Raw genomic sequence first — 15,660 nt, forward strand, 5'->3', positions numbered from 1 at the left:
TGTCTGGATTGAGTATTTTCCGTTCCTATGGCAGATTAGGTCAGTGGGGAGTCTATCCAAACTGGATCTGTAACTGCACAGGAAGAAACGTGAGGGTAAGCCAATGGCGAAGAAAGTGACCGTCACCTTGGTCGATGATTTCGACGGTGCCGGCTCCGCCGACGAAACGGTCGAATTCGGGCTTGACGGGGTGACCTATGAGATCGACCTTTCCAGTAAGAATGCGACGAAGCTGCGCAATGACCTGAAGCAATGGGTTGCGGCGGGGCGTCGTGTGGGCGGTAGGCGGCGCGGGCGTTCCGGTTCGGGCCGTGGCCGCGGCGCCATCGACCGCGAGCAGAGCGCCGCGATCCGCGAATGGGCGCGCCGCAACGGGCACAACGTGTCGACCCGCGGGCGTATCCCGGCCGACGTCATCGACGCGTTCCACGCGGCCACCTAGGCACACTCTTGCCGGCGCCCAGGCTTCAGAGCCTGGGCGCCGGATTTTTCTTTTCGCTAGTGGCGAACTGATCGTTGCCCAATGCGGGTAACGCAATGGGGCTTTTCCTCGTTAAACCAGGTTGAACCAGTCACGACCAGTCACGACCAGACAAGACCAGTCACGTCCGGCCACCGCTGCGCACTGCGAGGTATGAAGCGTGGCAGGCCGACCATTACAGTGGACGACAGGTACGCGGTGTCGGGGCCGGAGTCGACAAAAGGTCGGCAAAAGCCGGCAGACGCCTTTCCGAGGCGGAGTACCTAATGGTGAGGGAGAGCAGGTAACCGACGATGTTCGAAAGATTTACCGACCGGGCCCGCAGGGTCGTCGTCCTGGCGCAAGAAGAGGCCCGGATGCTCAACCACAATTACATCGGCACCGAGCACATTCTCCTGGGTCTGATCCACGAGGGCGAAGGTGTCGCGGCCAAGTCGCTGGAGTCACTGGGGATCTCGCTGGAAGGCGTGCGCAGCCAGGTCGAGGAGATCATCGGCCAAGGCCAGCAGGCGCCGTCCGGGCACATCCCGTTCACTCCGCGGGCCAAGAAGGTTCTCGAGCTGAGCCTGCGTGAAGCGTTGCAGCTCGGCCACAACTACATCGGCACCGAGCACATCCTGCTGGGCCTGATCCGCGAGGGTGAGGGCGTTGCGGCCCAGGTGCTGGTCAAGCTCGGCGCTGAACTGACCCGGGTGCGCCAGCAGGTGATCCAGCTGCTGAGCGGCTACCAGGGCAAGGAAGCCGCAGAGGCCGGCACCGGTGGCCGGGGCGGTGAATCCGGCAGCCCGTCCACCTCGCTGGTGCTCGACCAGTTCGGCCGTAACCTCACCGCCGCGGCCATGGAAGGCAAGCTCGACCCGGTCATCGGCCGCGAGAAGGAAATCGAGCGGGTCATGCAGGTGCTGTCCCGGCGTACCAAGAACAACCCGGTGCTGATCGGCGAACCCGGCGTCGGTAAGACCGCCGTGGTCGAGGGTCTCGCGCAGGCGATCGTGCACGGCGAGGTTCCCGAGACGCTCAAGGACAAGCAGCTCTACACCCTTGACCTGGGATCGCTGGTCGCGGGCTCCCGCTACCGCGGTGACTTCGAGGAACGCCTGAAGAAGGTGCTCAAGGAGATCAACACCCGCGGCGACATCATCCTGTTCATCGACGAGCTGCACACGCTGGTCGGTGCGGGTGCCGCCGAGGGCGCCATCGACGCCGCCAGCATCCTCAAGCCGAAGCTGGCCCGCGGCGAGCTGCAGACCATCGGCGCCACCACACTCGACGAGTACCGCAAGTACATCGAGAAGGACGCCGCGCTCGAGCGCCGGTTCCAGCCGGTGCAGGTGGGCGAGCCGACGGTGGCACACACGATCGAGATCCTCAAGGGTCTACGGGACCGTTACGAAGCGCACCACCGGGTGTCCATCACCGACGGGGCGCTGGTGGCCGCGGCCACCCTGGCCGACCGCTACATCAACGACCGGTTCCTGCCGGACAAGGCGATCGACCTGATCGACGAGGCCGGCGCCCGGATGCGGATCCGCCGGATGACCGCGCCGCCAGACCTGCGTGAGTTCGACGAGAAGATCGCCGATGCCCGCCGGGAGAAGGAATCGGCGATCGACGCCCAGGACTTCGAGAAGGCCGCCAGTCTCCGGGACCGGGAGAAGCAACTGGTTGCCCAGCGCGCCGAGCGCGAGAAGCAGTGGCGTTCGGGCGACATGGATGTGGTTGCCGAGGTGGACGACAACGAGATCGCCGAGGTGCTGGGCAACTGGACCGGCATCCCGGTCTTCAAGCTCACCGAGGCTGAGACCACCCGACTGCTGCGCATGGAGGAGGAGCTGCACAAGCGGATCATCGGCCAGGTGGACGCGGTCAAGGCGGTCTCCAAGGCGATCCGTCGTACCCGCGCCGGGCTGAAAGACCCGAAGCGCCCGTCTGGCTCGTTCATCTTCGCCGGCCCGTCCGGTGTCGGTAAGACCGAGCTGTCCAAGGCGCTCGCCAACTTCCTGTTCGGCGACGACGACGCGCTCATCCAGATCGACATGGGCGAGTTCCACGACCGCTTCACCGCGTCGCGGTTGTTCGGTGCCCCTCCGGGCTACGTGGGCTACGAGGAGGGCGGTCAGCTCACCGAGAAGGTGCGGCGCAAGCCGTTCTCGGTTGTCTTGTTCGACGAGATCGAGAAGGCGCACCAGGAGATCTACAACAGCCTGTTGCAGGTGCTCGAGGACGGCCGGCTCACCGACGGCCAGGGCCGTACGGTCGACTTCAAGAACACCGTGCTGATCTTCACCTCCAACCTGGGGACATCCGACATCTCCAAGCCCGTCGGCCTCGGGTTCACCCAGGGTGGCGGCGCCAACGACTACGAGCGGATGAAGCAGAAGGTCAACGACGAGCTGAAGAAGCACTTCCGCCCGGAGTTCCTGAACCGCATCGACGACATCATCGTCTTCCACCAGTTGACCAAGGACGAGATCATCCAGATGGTCGACCTGATGATCGAACGCGTCGGCAAGCAGCTCAAGACCAAGGACATGGAGATGGAGCTGACCGACAAGGCCAAGGCACTGCTGGCCAAGCGCGGCTTCGACCCGGTGCTGGGTGCCCGCCCGCTGCGGCGCACCATCCAGCGCGAGATCGAGGACCAACTCTCGGAGAAGATCCTCTTCGAGGAGGTCGGTCCGGGACAGGTCGTCACCGTCGATGTCGACAACTGGGACGGCGAGGGCAGCGGCGAGGACGCCGTGTTCACCTTCACCGGAACGCGCAAGCCGCCGGCCGAGCCGGATCTGGCCAAGGCCGGCGCCGGTGGTCCTGGCACCTCGGGTTAAGGCGGGCATAGACTGCCAATGCTGACGGGCACCGGAATCTGGTGAGATTCCAGAACGGTCGCGCCACTGTCGAGAGTCAGACCCGGCGCCCGTCACCAGCTGGAATTATCCGAGTGGGGCGCGAGATCCCAGAAGGAGTTGATCGTGGCGAGTTCTGAGACGACGCGGGTCGGGTCGGTTGACCTCTCGGCTGCCAATGCGGCGATGTGGTTCGCGGCGACAGCGTTCCTGGCACTCTTGGCGATCTACTTCGTCGGCATCGACCAGGGCGCCTTGTCGCTGTTCGGCAGCGACACCCACGTGCACGAGTTCTTCCACGACGCAAGGCATTTGCTCGGCTTCCCCTGCCACTGACCCACAGCCGTGGAGAAGCGTCTGATAGCGCGCGGTGTGCTGGCGGGTGCGGTCGGTGCAGTGCTGGCGTTTGTGTTCGGCCGACTATTCGCCGAGCCGGTCATCGGCCGTGCCATCGAGTTCGAAGCAGGCCGTGTCGAAGCCGCGCACGCTCAGGGTGTGCACGAGCACGGCGCGGAGCTGTTCTCGCGCGGTGTCCAGGGCAACGCCGGTCTGGGTTTCGGCGTGCTGATCTTCGGCATCGCGGTGGGCGCATTGTTCGCGGTGGTGTTCTGCGTGTACTACCCGAAAGCGGGACGCGTTGCGCCGCAGTCGCTTTCACTGCAGTTGGCGGCCGCGGCGTTTGTCGCGGTATATCTGTTGCCGTTCCTGAAGTACCCGCCCAATCCGCCTGCGGTGGGGCAGGCGGACACCATCGGGTCGCGCACCCTGTGGTTCGTGGTGATGGTGCTGGCTTCGGTGGGGCTGGCGATCGGCGCCGTCTGGCTGGCCCGGATTCTGGTGGCGCGCTTCGGTGAGTTCACTGCCAGGCTGCTCGCGGCTGGTGCCTATGTGCTCGCGGCAGCGGCCGTCGCGCTGGCCTTGCCGAACGTCGCCGAGGTGCCGCCCGGCTTTCCCGCCGACGACCTCTATGAATTCAGGCTGGTATCGCTGGGCACCCAGCTGGTGATGTGGACTGGCATGGGGTTGGTGTTCGCGGTGCTGGCCGGCCGGCTCCTGGGTGAGGGAACAAGGGCGCAGAGCGTAGCGGCGTGACCCGGCCCACCGCCCGGCTGACGCTGATTTCGCACGCGATGACGGACGCGATGTCGGCGGGGCGTTTCCCGGTCGACGAATCGCTCAGCGAGATCGGTCGCCGTCAGGCCGGGGGTCCGGTCACCGCTGAGCGGGCCTTCGCCGGGCCCGAACTGCGGACGCGCGAAACCGCGGAGCTGCTTGGTCTGCATGCCTTCGTCGAGCCCCGGCTGGCCGACCTGGACTGCGGACAGTGGCGCGGCCAAGAGCTGCAGAACATTCCGCCCGCAGGCCTGCGGGACTGGCTGACCGAACCGGCCGCGGCGCCGCACGGCGGGGAATCGATCGTCGAACTGGTCGAGCGGGTCGCCGGTTGGCTGCAGCAGCTGGACGACGCGGTCCGGACGGTAGCAGTCACTCACCCCGCGGTCATCCGAGCGGCGATCCTGGTGGCCCTGAGCGCACCACCGAAATCGTTCTGGCGCATCGATGTTGCCCCCGCCGGCCATACCGTGCTGCATCGCCGGGGCGGGGTCTGGACCCTGCGAGTCTAGTCAGCGGGGCGCCACCAGCGCGAAGACCTGCTGGGCGACCTTCAGCATCCAGCTGGTCACCGTCGGCCCGTGGTCGTGCGGCCAGTTCAACTGGAAACTGACCACCCAGGGCTGGCCGGTCTTGTCGACCGCATACCAGCTGAACGTCAGATCCCCGGGCAGCCCGCCGGCTTTCGCGCCGATGTACGGCCACACGTTGGGGTCCAAGCGGATGCCGGCTACCGCGGACAGGATCTGCCGCACCGGCGCGGCCGCGCCCACGGCGTCGGACTGCAATGCCACGTGAACCCGGCAGATGTCCTCGGCGTTGCCATACCACTCGGCGCCGTAGGCCGAGGCGGGCGTATGCGCGCGAAATGGATCGGGCTTGTACTCAGTCGAATTCGCCTGCGCCAGTAGCGCGGCCCGTTCCTGCTGGGTGGCGTTCTTCCACTGCTCACGCACGTCCGGCTGTCCCCAGCCGATCGAGAACAACTCGTACATGGTGGGGAATGGCGTCATGCTGGCCGGATCGTGGTGCCCTGCGCTGGCCAGGGCTTGCTCGATGGCGCGTGTTCCCACTCGCTCGATCAACATGTCAGTGGCCATGTTGTCACTGGTGGCGATCATCTTCTCGGCGGCCTTGCGCACCGAAACATGGTCGCCCACCGCCAGTTCCAGGCCCGAGGAACCGACGGCCTTGCCCTTGGCGGTCACCGTCAACTGGTCGTCCCAGGAGACCTTGCCGTTCGTGACCGCGGTCGCGACGGCGTGTAGTACGTACAGCTTGAAAATGGATGCCAACGGCAGGGGTTGGGCGGTGTTGGCGCCCGCCACCCGGTCGCATTGACCGTTGTCGACCCTGGCCACCTGATAGGAATACCGGGCGCCGGTCTTACTCAGCACCGCGTCCACGTCCGACCAGTTGTTGATCGGCGGTGGCGGTTGGGTGTCGACTTCGAACCGGTCGACCTCGCCGGTATCGCCGGTGTGGATCCGGATGTCCTGGCGCGCGCCGTAAGAGGAGATCAGTTGCAGCGTCGCCACGTTGGCCCCGAGGAATACCGAATCCAGGGTGAACGGCCGGTCCCACCACAGGCTCTCCATGGAGGCTTCCACGGATTCGACCTTGTCGGCGGTGGCCAGCGTGCGCACGCCGTCCGGGCCGATAGGCCACTCGGAGTTCAGCATGTCCATGGTCTGCTGGGCCCGCAGACCCGGTGGGGTGCTGGTGTCGATTCGGTGCCCCACGTTCGCCGCGTTCGCCGACGGAGTGGGTGAGGAGGAGCACCCCGGAGTGAGCGTCACCACGAGCGCGGCAGCGGCGCTCAACGCCAGCGCCCGGCGCGGCGCCGCGCGCCGCCTACCCAGCCTCGGTGGTCCCGGCAACGTCGAGCACAACCTCGAATTCCAGTAGGGACGCACCGCTGGCCACAGGGTTGGCACGCTCTCCTGCATGGGCTTCTCTCGCGGGCCCGTTCGCCCAGGCCTGGAACGCTTCATCAGACTCCCACTGTGTCACCACAAAGTAGCGGTCTTCACCTTTGACCGGACGCAGCAGCTGAAAGCCGAGGAATCCGGGCTGGTTGTCCACCGCGTGCGCGCGATGAGCGAAGCGTTTTTCCAGTTCGGGGCCAGCGCCGGCGGGCACCGAGATTGCGTTGATTTTCACCACTGGCATGTGGCTAGGCTACCGTGCCGAACATGGCCGCCGATCTGCTGACCCACCGCGGCGGAGCGGGCAGGCCGCTGGTTCTGGTACACGGACTGATGGGACGCGGCACCACCTGGCCGCGACAGCTGCCGTGGCTCACCCGGCTGGGCGCGGTCTACACATACGACGCCCCCTGGCACCGGGGGCGGGACGTCGACGACCCCTACCCGATCAGCACCGAACGGTTCGTCGCCGATCTCGGCGACGCGGTCGGCTCGCTGAACGCCCAGGTCGTCCTGATCGGGCATTCGATGGGCGGCCTGCACTCATGGTGTCTGGCCGCCGAGCGGCCGGAACTGGTGAGCGCGCTGGTGGTGGAGGACATGGCCCCGGATTTCGTCGGGCGGACCACCGGGCCGTGGGAGCCGTGGCTGCACGCGCTGCCGGTTGAATTCGATTCTGCCGAAAGGGTATTCGCCGAATTCGGTCCGGTCGCCGGCCAGTACTTCCTGGAGGCGTTCGACCGTACCGACACGGGCTGGCGCCTGCACGGGCACCCCCAGCGATGGATTGAGATCGCCGCGGAGTGGGGCACCCGCGACTACTGGGCGCAGTGGCGCGGCGTATACGCGCCGGCACTGCTGATCGAGGCGGGCAACACCGTCACGCCGCCGGGCCAGATGCGTCAGATGGCGCAAAGGGATTTCCCGACAACGTATCTAGCGGTCCCGGAGGCCGGCCACCTGGTGCACGACGAGGCGCCCGAGGCATACCGGCAGGCCGTGGAATCCTTCCTGGCCGGCGAAAAGCGGTAACTCCCAGCGCTACGGTCGGCGCCGTCGACAGCCGAGCGGTTCAAGCCGGTTCCGACGCGCGGGTGAATTGGCGAAGCCGTTTACGTGAATCAGGCATGGGTATCATCGAGCGGTGGCTGTTGCCGGGAAGTCTGTGGCCGGAAAGCGCAGGGGAGTCGCTCCGCCTGTGCTCGAACCGCAGGACCGAAGCTGGACGTTTCTGACCAACCACGCTCATGTCCTGATATGCATCTCCTCCGGCGAAGAGCTGACGGCGCGCGAGTTGGCCCTGCGGGTCGGTATCACCGAGCGCTCGGTACAGGCCATCTTGACCGACCTGACCGCCGAGGGTTACCTGATCAAGTCGAAGGTCGGCCGCCGCAACGTCTACGAAGTAAACCCCGAAGGCAGGCTGCGACACCCACTCGAAGCCAACCACACCGTCGGTGAGTTGGTCACCGCGCTCTCCTGATCTGGCGCTGGAACCGATTGCGGTCAGGGGTTGCATTCCGGGCAGTAGCGTGGCTCCGCCAGCCCGCCGCGGGTTTCCTCGCTGTGGTGGTCACACGCCGGGCAGCCGAGTATGTCGGCCGCGACGAGTGTGGTGGGCGACCCGCATGCTCGGCACGGTAACCCTTCGCGGACCGCGACCCGCCCGTATCCAGGGGACATGCACCCTGGGCACGGGGTGGCGAGCCGGCCGGCCAGTCGATTGGCCAAGGCGGACAGGACTTCCCGGCGCCCCGGGTTGTGATGTGCCCGGAGGTCGGGTTCCAGCAGGGCGCACCGGTTGTCTGCGGCCGCCACGGCGTTGTCGACGATCTCGACGAGAGCGAACGCATCCGTCAGTCCCTTGCCGAAAACGCGCGTATTCCCCTCGACGGTGGCTTTGACGACCGCTCCCTGCTCGGGGAACCCGAAGCGTCGCGCGGCGTCGACGGCTTCATGGCCGCTCATGACCAATTTCGGCGAGCCGGGAGTACGCGGGATGTTCACACCTTCCACCAGTTGAATGCCCCGGGTGTCGTCGACGAACACCAGGATCTCCTGGTGCACGGCCAGCATGCCGTACCACCTGTCGTAGCTGGCTTCGCTGGCCACTCCGTAGGGCACTCCGGCCGCGCTCATGGCCAACCTGGCCTTTGCCGAGGCCGCTGCCACCGGCGCCAGCGTCCTGGTGATTTCACCGGCAAAGGTGCCGAACTGGTCGGTGTCGATGCCTGGCGGGGCGATCACCCGGGCACCGATCTCTGCGGCGAAGGCCGGCGCCACCTGCCGCTCTTTGCCGTGCATGGTGCCCATCGCGATCACCGTCCCGGCGTAGGAGTCAATGGGTGCGTTCATCAGAGGTCCCAGCAGGCGGCCGGGCCCGGCGGAATCCGCCGGGCCCGGCAGCTCGCACTTCTCACACGACCCGCAGCAACGGTGTCTCGTTGTCGGAAACCTGCCCGATGGTCCCGCAGACCTGCACCCGACCGTCAGCACGGTCGAGCAGGGCGGCGACGATCGCGCACCGTCCGCTGTCGACCGCCTTGGCGACCAGCGGCGATTTGTGCAGCAGCGACACCCCGACGTGCGCCACGTGAGCGGCCGTCAGATCGTCGGCGGTATTGATGCCGGCGTCTGTGCGGGCCAGGGAGGAAACCGCCTGTTCGACGACGGCACGCGTGGCGCCGTCGGGGAAGTTGGCGTTGTTCCAGGCATCGAGGGCCGTCTGCATGGCGCTGGAGTCCGAGTGGCCGAGGATGACGATCAGCGGCGTCTTGAGGGTGCCGACGGCGTGCTCGAGGGTCGCCAGCACGCCGGTGTCGATGACGTGTCCCCAGTTGCTGATGTCGATGATCGAGCCCCAGCCCTGACCGAACACCACCTGGCTCGGCACGTCGGAATCCGAGGAGCGGAACACGACGGCGGCGGGCGGCTGCCCGTTGGCGACGCTGTGCTGCTTGCGCAAGGTGTTGTGGAAGTGCTGATTTCCGGCTTGCAGGCCCTGCCAGGCGGCAGTGGGGTTGGACATTATCGTTACCTTTCTGTGGTTGGTTTCAGCTGAAGTACTCGGGCCGGCTGACGTAGGTGTCGGTCACGAACATGACCCCCGGCGAACCCTCGAGAAGCCGTCGTAATCCGGCTACCAGTGCCTCTGACTTGGTGTCCGGCACGACGGTGATGAGCATTTCGAGTGCCGCTTGCTGGTTGAAGAGCAGCCGGCCCTGGTGATAGCCGTGATGCCCGAGCCCAGAGACGCCCGAGACACTGGTGAACCCGGTGGCGCCTGCGCTGTGGAATTGGTCGCGAACCGCGGACGCGTGATCGCCGCCCACCACCACTTCGATTTTCGTCATTTTTGTCAGGCCATTCAGTGGCATGGCAATACCTCCTCAGTTGCGTTGTGCTTTTCGACTCCCGATTCCCAGCTCCGCCACCCGTTGCGAGTCCAGCGCTGCCAGTCGTCTCCGGGCTTTTCGCGGGCCGCGAGGGCTACCCAGTCGTTTCCGAACAGATGCTGGAGGACGGGGTTGCGGTCGACGATCATGTCGATCCGCTCGAGCGGGGCCTCGACGACGGTCAGCAGGCGCATCGGCTCGTGCCCGAACGTCTGACCGTCGGTAACCGATTGGCGAGGTAGCCCCAGCTGCAGGTCACCGCCGTGGCCGGCGAGTACGCCCACGCCGGCGACCACGTTGTGGACCGTCTTGGTCCCCGCTCCGAACAACTCCGGCGCAACTGTCGAGAAGTAGTACTGACAACTGATCCATTGGGCCACGACCATGGGCGCGGTCAGGATCGTCTCCAACGCGCTGCCGTCCGGGTCGACGTCAGCTTCGTAGGAGTGCAGGAAGGTCCGTCGCCCCAGGTCGAGGCCGCTGCTGAGGTCGCGGGGCCCGACGATGAAGGCAGCGTTGCCTGCCAGCCCCCATTCGGGAAAGACCTGGGCCCAGTCGGCGGAGCGGTTGGCGACGTGCCGCGCTGCCCGCGTCGGGTCCGGCCGGGCCGGCCCGCCGGGTAGGACGGCGCAGCGCTCGGCGGCCAACTCCGCACCGGCCACCTCGAGATCGGCGCTCAGCCGGCGCAGGTCCGCCACATGACTCGCCGGGACCAGGTGCTCGTCCAGGACACAAACCCGGTCCGTGGCCGTGTCGTGCAGAGCGGCGACGAACCAGGTGTCTTCTGGAATCGAGATCCCCATATCGCGCAACTCCGTACGGACGTCGGCGTTGTTGAGGATGGCGACCGCGGTTCGCGCGTTGGGGCCACCCGGTTGCCCGCCGCACGCCCCGCAGTCCAGCGCAGCCTGGTAGGGGTTGTTCTCGGTGGTGCTGCCGTGTCCGCACATCACTACCAGCCGGGCGAATCCGCTGGTGAGGCCCATGGTGGTGAGCGCCACTTGAGCGTAGAGGGCCCGTTGTGCCAGATCGACGCTGTCGTTGACGGAGAGAATGGTGGGTGCGGGCGGGGCCAGCCGGTCGCGTAGGCGCCGGCGCAGGGTGCCGCTGGCTTTCGGGCTCAGCGTCTTTGCGGCAGCCCATGGACCGGCGGCCCAGCCAGAGGCCTCGGCCAGGGTGAACGGCGCCAGCAGTGCCTGCTTGGCGGTGTTGAAGGCGGCCTCGGCGCCGGCCATGACGACACTGCCGTCTCGTAGCCGCTTGGCCGCACGCACACCTTCGGGAGCCGGGCTTTCGCGGACTTCGTGCTGGGGACGAATCAGAACCGGGCACAGCTCGTTGGGCGCCCCGCCGACCAGGTCGGTGAACCGGATGGCGACCGCGAAAAACCCTGCAAAGCCGAGGGTTTCGTATCCACCCTTGGTTTCGATGCGCCGGCGCAGGCCTTCCGACCTAGCGTCGATGCAGCACACAAGTTGGGTGTGCGGCCGCCCGTGGCACCCCTGCGCAGTGCTGCCGCTCAAGGACTTCAGCAGTGCGTCGCGGTAGTGCGCCTCGTAGGCCTGTTGCCAAACCACCGGCCGGGTCGTGACCGGAAGAGCTGCCAATATCCTTGCGGCCGGAGCCAGCTCATCGTCACTCAACTCCTTCAGGCCCCAGATCCGCGCGAGATCCGCTGCCCGCTGCTCCGCGGAGGCGATGGCTGGGCGGTCGATGGCGTCGACCTCGGCGGCCGGCTCAGAAGCGTTGTCAGGCAGCAGCAATGCTTCATAGGTCAGACGCAGGGCCAGGTAGTCGAGGAGGTCCGCACCGACCATCCGCTCGGCATACCAACGGACGTACGCCGCCCAACCGGGAAGGCGGGTCAGATGTGCCTGCAGGTAGGTGATGCGTTCGTCCTCGGTGACGCCCAGTTGCCGCAGCGCCTGCAGCGCAGCGTCGTCGGCTCGTTCGGGCACCTCGCGCAAGGCGGTGCGGACTTTTCGTCTCAATTTCTGATCGCCGGCCGCCAGAGTCCGCCAGGCGTGGAAGAAGCCTCGTTCACGCGCGGGCATCGGCCAAGCCGCCGCGGGCGATCCGAAGAATGCCGTACTCCATTTGGCGGCTTGAGCGTCCACCTCCGCGGCTACCTGCGGTGCGAGTTGCTCACTGCGCATCTTGTTGCGGCGCACCGGCTTGGGCGCGACGAGGCCGTTGAGCAGGTCGTCGCGCAACAACTCGGCAGGTGTCACGCGCCGGGCACCCAGCTGGATGGATTCTCCGTCCAGCAGGGTGGGGTAACGCAGCCGCAGTGCCGATTCGAGGTCGGCGTCGGTGATCCGCCCGCGGTGGTAAAGGTCGCGGTAGGCGGTCTCATCGAGCAGTCCCGCGACACCGTAGAGGTCACCGGCGCGCAGCACCGCCTGCTCGAAGGGCATACCTTCCAGTCCGGCCAGCGGGTTGACGGCGATGAAGGTCTCCAGCGGGTAGTGGGTGGGAACCACCCGCGCGGCCAGATTCACCTCGCTGCGTAGCTGGGCACGCAGCGCGTCGATCGAGACGTGTTCAGCGACGATGGTCATCGGTGCGCTCCTGTCAGCTGTGCGGTCAAGTGGGTCGGGGTGGGGATCTGCTGTGGGCGTATCGCTGAGACATGTCCTGCTACCAGCGCTTTGGTGTAGAGGGCACGCTGCAGACGGCCGGCCCAGCCATCCGGGGGAGCTTGGCGCAGCAGGGCCAGGGCGCCGAGTACGACCGCCGCTGCGGCGATGCCCAACGAAGAGGCCGATGGCACGGCGACCGGCGGCAGATCGGGAGACAGGAACCCGGTCACCAGGTTGACCAGCGCCAGGTAGCCGACGCCCGCGCCGAGCAGCGCCACACCGGCGGCGAAGACTGCCGGCCAATGGGGTGATCGCGCCAGCCAGCCCATCAGTGCCGCCGCGGCGGTGGCCCAGGTGAAGATCACCAGCGCCTCTGCCGAACCGTGCTCCGCGGTGTGCAACGGCATCACGGCGTCGGCTGCGTACAGTGCGGCCGCGGGCACCAGCATCGCAGTGACGAGTACCGCTGCACGTCGGGTAGGGCTCAGCGGCGGCGCGGGTGGGCGAGCGGCCTTCTGGCGCCGCTTGGCGATCGCCGAGCCTGAGGACAGGAAGAGCGTGGCCTTGTAGAAGCCATGACCGACCAGGTGGAAGACCGCCGCGGCGGACAGGCCCAAGCCACAGGTCAAGATCATGAAGCCCATTTGGGCCATCGTCGAATATGCCAACGAGCCCTTGATGTCGGACTTGGTGAGCATGACCAGGGCCCCGTAGACCATGCTCAGCATGCCGGCGGTGAACGCTATACCCATAGCCGGCGCCGATCCGCTCACGATCGGGCTCAACCGGACCAGCAGCACACCCCCGGCGTTGACCACACCGGCGTGCAGCAAGGCCGACACCGGGGTGGGTGCCGCGAGGGTGGCCGGCAACCAGCGGTGAAACGGAATCTGCGCGGACCGCGACAGCGCAGCCACCACGATCAGTACCGCGGCGACCAGCATCGTCGGTGACGCGTCTGTGCTGACGGTCAACTCGGACAGGCTTCGATTGCCCCACTGCGCGGTCACCAGTCCGACCGCCGACCACAGCGCGAGATCGCCCGCCGCGAACGCGGTTGCGGTCCGTCGCACGCCGTCGCGGGCGGCCGGCAATTCCCAGTAAGTCGCAAGGAGCAGGCACAACGCTGTCCCGGCCAACGTCCAGCAGAGGGCCAAAGCGATCAGAGTTCCCGAAATCATCAGGCCCGCGGACGCGGTGGTGAGCAGTCCGGTCCCGGCGGTGAACCAGCCCGACCGGCGGTCGCAGGCGAGGTAGCGCAGGGCGAACAGTTGAACGACCGTGCTCACTCCGTACACCAGCACCAGAAGCAGGGCGCTGAGCCGCCCGGCGCTCACCTCGCCGATGAGGGTGCCGTGGTCGGTACGCAGCGAGGCGTGTATCGGCCCGTGCAGCACTACCTGAACGCTCAATGCAGCGGCCGCGACCAGTCCCGAAGCGGCGGTCGCGGCGCCGAATCGGCCGACCAGCCGGGGATGCCGGTCACCGGCCAGCAGGGCGGTGACGGATGCGAGCAGAGGCGCAATCAGAACGGTGAGGAGGACGGCGGTCATTGGTCAGCCACCGCCCTTCGTGGCTATCAGATGTCTGGGGTACATGCGATGCAGATTACGTGAGACAAAATACGTCTGTCAAACATCACGAAATATATTTCATGTAACGGTCTACGCGGGTGCGCGAGATCCGGGTAAAGCCAGGCATGTTGACGGCCGGACGTCGCTGCTGTGACGCCGACTGGGCTACTGTCCCTCGCCCGCCAACGCAAATCGCCCGTCCGCCGTCTGGGTGACCAGGCCGTCGACAAGCAGCGAATACAGAGCGCGATCGCGCTGTGCGGTATCGGTCAGCCACGCCACGTCCAACTGTGCTCGGGTGACCGGAGAGTTGTTGTCGCGCAACACATCTAGCAACCGACCGCGAACCTGCCGGTCGGTGCCGGCATAAGACTGCGCCCGCCGTGGCGGCGTGTCGCCGGCCGGAGACCCCGCGTCGCGCCACGCGCAGGCCGGCAGCGGACACAGGCCGCACTTGGGTGTGCGCGACGTGCATACCGTCGCGCCAAGCTCCATCAGTGCGATCGAAAACGTAGGAGCGACAGCATCATTGGGCAGCAGAGCTTCGACATCGGCATGATCGCGGGTGACCGACGGGTTGCCCGCGTCGGCCCGCCCGTGAATGGCGCGGGCCACCACGCGCCGAACATTGGTGTCCACCACTGGAACTCGCTGGCGATATGCGAAGCAGGCCACCGCCCGGGCGGTGTAGCTACCGACACCCGGCAGCGTCAGCAACGTGTCCACGTCGTCGGGGACGATGTCGCCGTGCTCGCGGGCGATGACGACGGCGCACTCGTGCAAGCGCTTCGCCCGCCGGGGATAGCCCAGCTTTCCCCAGGCCCGCAGCACGTCGGCGGCGCTGGCCGCCGCCGTCGCCGACGGGGTGGGCCAGCGGCGCACCCACTCGGTCCAGATCGGCAGCACCCGGGATACCGGCGTCTGCTGCAGCATGAATTCGCTGACCATGATCTGCCAGGCGCTGACTCCCGGCTCACGCCAGGGCAGGTCCCGACGCGACCGCTCGTACCAAGCGACAAGATTGGTGACCGATATGTTCACTGGGCTTGACCCGGGCAGTTCCGGCAGAATGGCTGACATGCCCAACAGCAACCCGATAAGCGCCTGGAAAGCACTCAAAGAGGGTAACGAGCGATTCGTCGCCGGCAAGCCCGCCCACCCGAGCCAGAGCATCGACCACCGAGCCAGTCTGGCCGGCGGCCAGAAGCCGACCGCCGTAATCTTCGGTTGTGCCGACAGCCGGGTGGCCGCCGAACTCATCTTCGACCAAGGCCTCGGCGACGTCTTCGTGGTCCGTACCGCGGGGCAGGCCATCGACTCGGCGGTGCTCGGATCCATCGAGTACGCGGTCGCAGTACTCAACGTCCCGCTGATCGTCGTACTCGGCCACAACAGCTGCGGGGCCGTGAAGGCGACCATCGACGCCCTGGACAACGGCGCGATCCCGGGCGGCTTCGTCCGCGACGTGGTGGAACGCGTGGTTCCGTCGGTGCTGGCCGGCCGGCGCGACGGGTTGAGTCGTGTCGACGAGTTCGAGGAACGGCATGTGAGTGAGACGCTCAAGCAACTCGCGGCCCGTTCCTCGACGATCGCGGACCGTGTTGCCGACGGCACGCTGGCGCTCGCCGGCGTCACGTATCAGCTCGCCGAGGGTAGGGCGGAGCTGGTCGACCACATCGGCGACATCGGCGAGCAGGCGCCACAGGAACAGGCCGTCTAGCGACTCCTTACACTCGGACAG

General features: G+C 66.8%; 16 protein-coding genes. 8 read left to right on the forward strand and 8 right to left on the reverse strand.

Annotation, left to right across the window (positions count from 1 at the left end; genetic code table 11):
* Positions 1-103 precede the first annotated feature (103 nt).
* The 5 genes from lsr2 (at position 104) to ACNQS7_RS22610 (ending at position 4,952) form a co-directional block, all read left to right on the forward strand.
* The gene (lsr2, locus tag ACNQS7_RS22590; RefSeq protein WP_055577626.1) at positions 104-442 is read left to right on the forward strand and encodes a histone-like nucleoid-structuring protein Lsr2; all 339 of its coding nucleotides are present in this window, start codon (positions 104-106) and stop codon (positions 440-442) included.
* Positions 443-774: 332 nt separating this feature from the next.
* Positions 775-3,309: an ATP-dependent protease ATP-binding subunit ClpC gene (clpC1, locus tag ACNQS7_RS22595; RefSeq protein ID WP_055577627.1), complete on the forward strand. Its 2,535-nt coding sequence runs from the start codon at positions 775-777 to the stop codon at positions 3,307-3,309.
* Between the two features lie 141 nt (positions 3,310-3,450).
* Positions 3,451-3,663, forward strand: a complete 213-nt coding sequence (locus ACNQS7_RS22600; protein ID WP_418016108.1) for a CbtB domain-containing protein — start codon at positions 3,451-3,453, stop codon at positions 3,661-3,663.
* Positions 3,664-3,672: 9 nt separating this feature from the next.
* On the forward strand, positions 3,673-4,419 hold the full coding sequence (locus tag ACNQS7_RS22605) for a CbtA family protein (protein ID WP_418014288.1): 747 nt from the start codon (positions 3,673-3,675) through the stop codon (positions 4,417-4,419).
* The gene (locus ACNQS7_RS22610; protein WP_418014289.1) at positions 4,416-4,952 is read left to right on the forward strand and encodes a histidine phosphatase family protein; all 537 of its coding nucleotides are present in this window, start codon (positions 4,416-4,418) and stop codon (positions 4,950-4,952) included. The genes ACNQS7_RS22605 and ACNQS7_RS22610 overlap by 4 nt, the downstream gene beginning before the upstream one ends.
* Here ACNQS7_RS22610 and ACNQS7_RS22615 read toward each other — a convergent pair whose 3' ends face one another.
* The gene (locus ACNQS7_RS22615; protein WP_418016109.1) at positions 4,953-6,332 is read right to left on the reverse strand and encodes a serine hydrolase; all 1,380 of its coding nucleotides are present in this window, start codon (positions 6,330-6,332) and stop codon (positions 4,953-4,955) included.
* Complete coding sequence (gene mhuD / locus ACNQS7_RS22620) at positions 6,295-6,612, reverse strand: mycobilin-forming heme oxygenase MhuD (RefSeq protein ID WP_310774633.1); 318 nt, start codon at positions 6,610-6,612, stop codon at positions 6,295-6,297. Before mhuD ends, ACNQS7_RS22615 begins: the two co-directional genes overlap by 38 nt.
* A gap of 14 nt (positions 6,613-6,626) precedes the next feature.
* On the opposite strand from mhuD, the gene ACNQS7_RS22625 reads away from it, so the two are divergent.
* Positions 6,627-7,400: an alpha/beta fold hydrolase gene (locus ACNQS7_RS22625; RefSeq protein ID WP_418014290.1), complete on the forward strand. Its 774-nt coding sequence runs from the start codon at positions 6,627-6,629 to the stop codon at positions 7,398-7,400.
* A 133-nt stretch (positions 7,401-7,533) separates the two neighbouring features.
* Positions 7,534-7,851, forward strand: a complete 318-nt coding sequence (locus ACNQS7_RS22630) for a helix-turn-helix transcriptional regulator (RefSeq protein ID WP_055577631.1) — start codon at positions 7,534-7,536, stop codon at positions 7,849-7,851.
* A 23-nt stretch (positions 7,852-7,874) separates the two neighbouring features.
* Here ACNQS7_RS22630 and ACNQS7_RS22635 read toward each other — a convergent pair whose 3' ends face one another.
* From ACNQS7_RS22635 to ACNQS7_RS22660, 6 genes are all read right to left on the reverse strand, one after another.
* A complete protein-coding gene (locus tag ACNQS7_RS22635; protein WP_418014291.1) occupies positions 7,875-8,723 on the reverse strand; it encodes a DUF6671 family protein in 849 nt (282 codons plus the stop codon).
* 61 nt (positions 8,724-8,784) lie between these two features.
* Entirely contained in the window at positions 8,785-9,396 is a 612-nt protein-coding gene (locus ACNQS7_RS22640) for a carbonic anhydrase (RefSeq protein WP_418014292.1), read from the reverse strand.
* Between the two features lie 25 nt (positions 9,397-9,421).
* Positions 9,422-9,721, reverse strand: a complete 300-nt coding sequence (locus ACNQS7_RS22645; protein WP_231513242.1) for a P-II family nitrogen regulator — start codon at positions 9,719-9,721, stop codon at positions 9,422-9,424.
* Between the two features lie 14 nt (positions 9,722-9,735).
* On the reverse strand, positions 9,736-12,324 hold the full coding sequence (locus ACNQS7_RS22650) for a DUF2309 domain-containing protein (protein WP_418014293.1): 2,589 nt from the start codon (positions 12,322-12,324) through the stop codon (positions 9,736-9,738).
* Positions 12,321-13,898, reverse strand: a complete 1,578-nt coding sequence (locus tag ACNQS7_RS22655; RefSeq protein ID WP_418014294.1) for a proton-conducting transporter membrane subunit — start codon at positions 13,896-13,898, stop codon at positions 12,321-12,323. The genes ACNQS7_RS22650 and ACNQS7_RS22655 overlap by 4 nt, the downstream gene beginning before the upstream one ends.
* A 186-nt stretch (positions 13,899-14,084) precedes the next feature.
* Positions 14,085-14,999 carry an A/G-specific adenine glycosylase gene (locus ACNQS7_RS22660; RefSeq protein WP_418014295.1) on the reverse strand — a complete coding sequence of 305 codons (915 nt, stop codon included), beginning with the start codon at positions 14,997-14,999 and terminating at the stop codon, positions 14,085-14,087.
* On the opposite strand from ACNQS7_RS22660, the gene ACNQS7_RS22665 reads away from it, so the two are divergent.
* Entirely contained in the window at positions 14,998-15,639 is a 642-nt protein-coding gene (locus tag ACNQS7_RS22665) for a carbonic anhydrase (RefSeq protein WP_418014296.1), read from the forward strand. The genes ACNQS7_RS22660 and ACNQS7_RS22665 overlap by 2 nt on opposite strands.
* Positions 15,640-15,660: the final 21 nt, after the last annotated feature.

It is taken from the genome of Mycobacterium sp. 23 (assembly GCF_048287075.1).
GTDB lineage: Bacteria > Actinomycetota > Actinomycetes > Mycobacteriales > Mycobacteriaceae > Mycobacterium > Mycobacterium gordonae_B.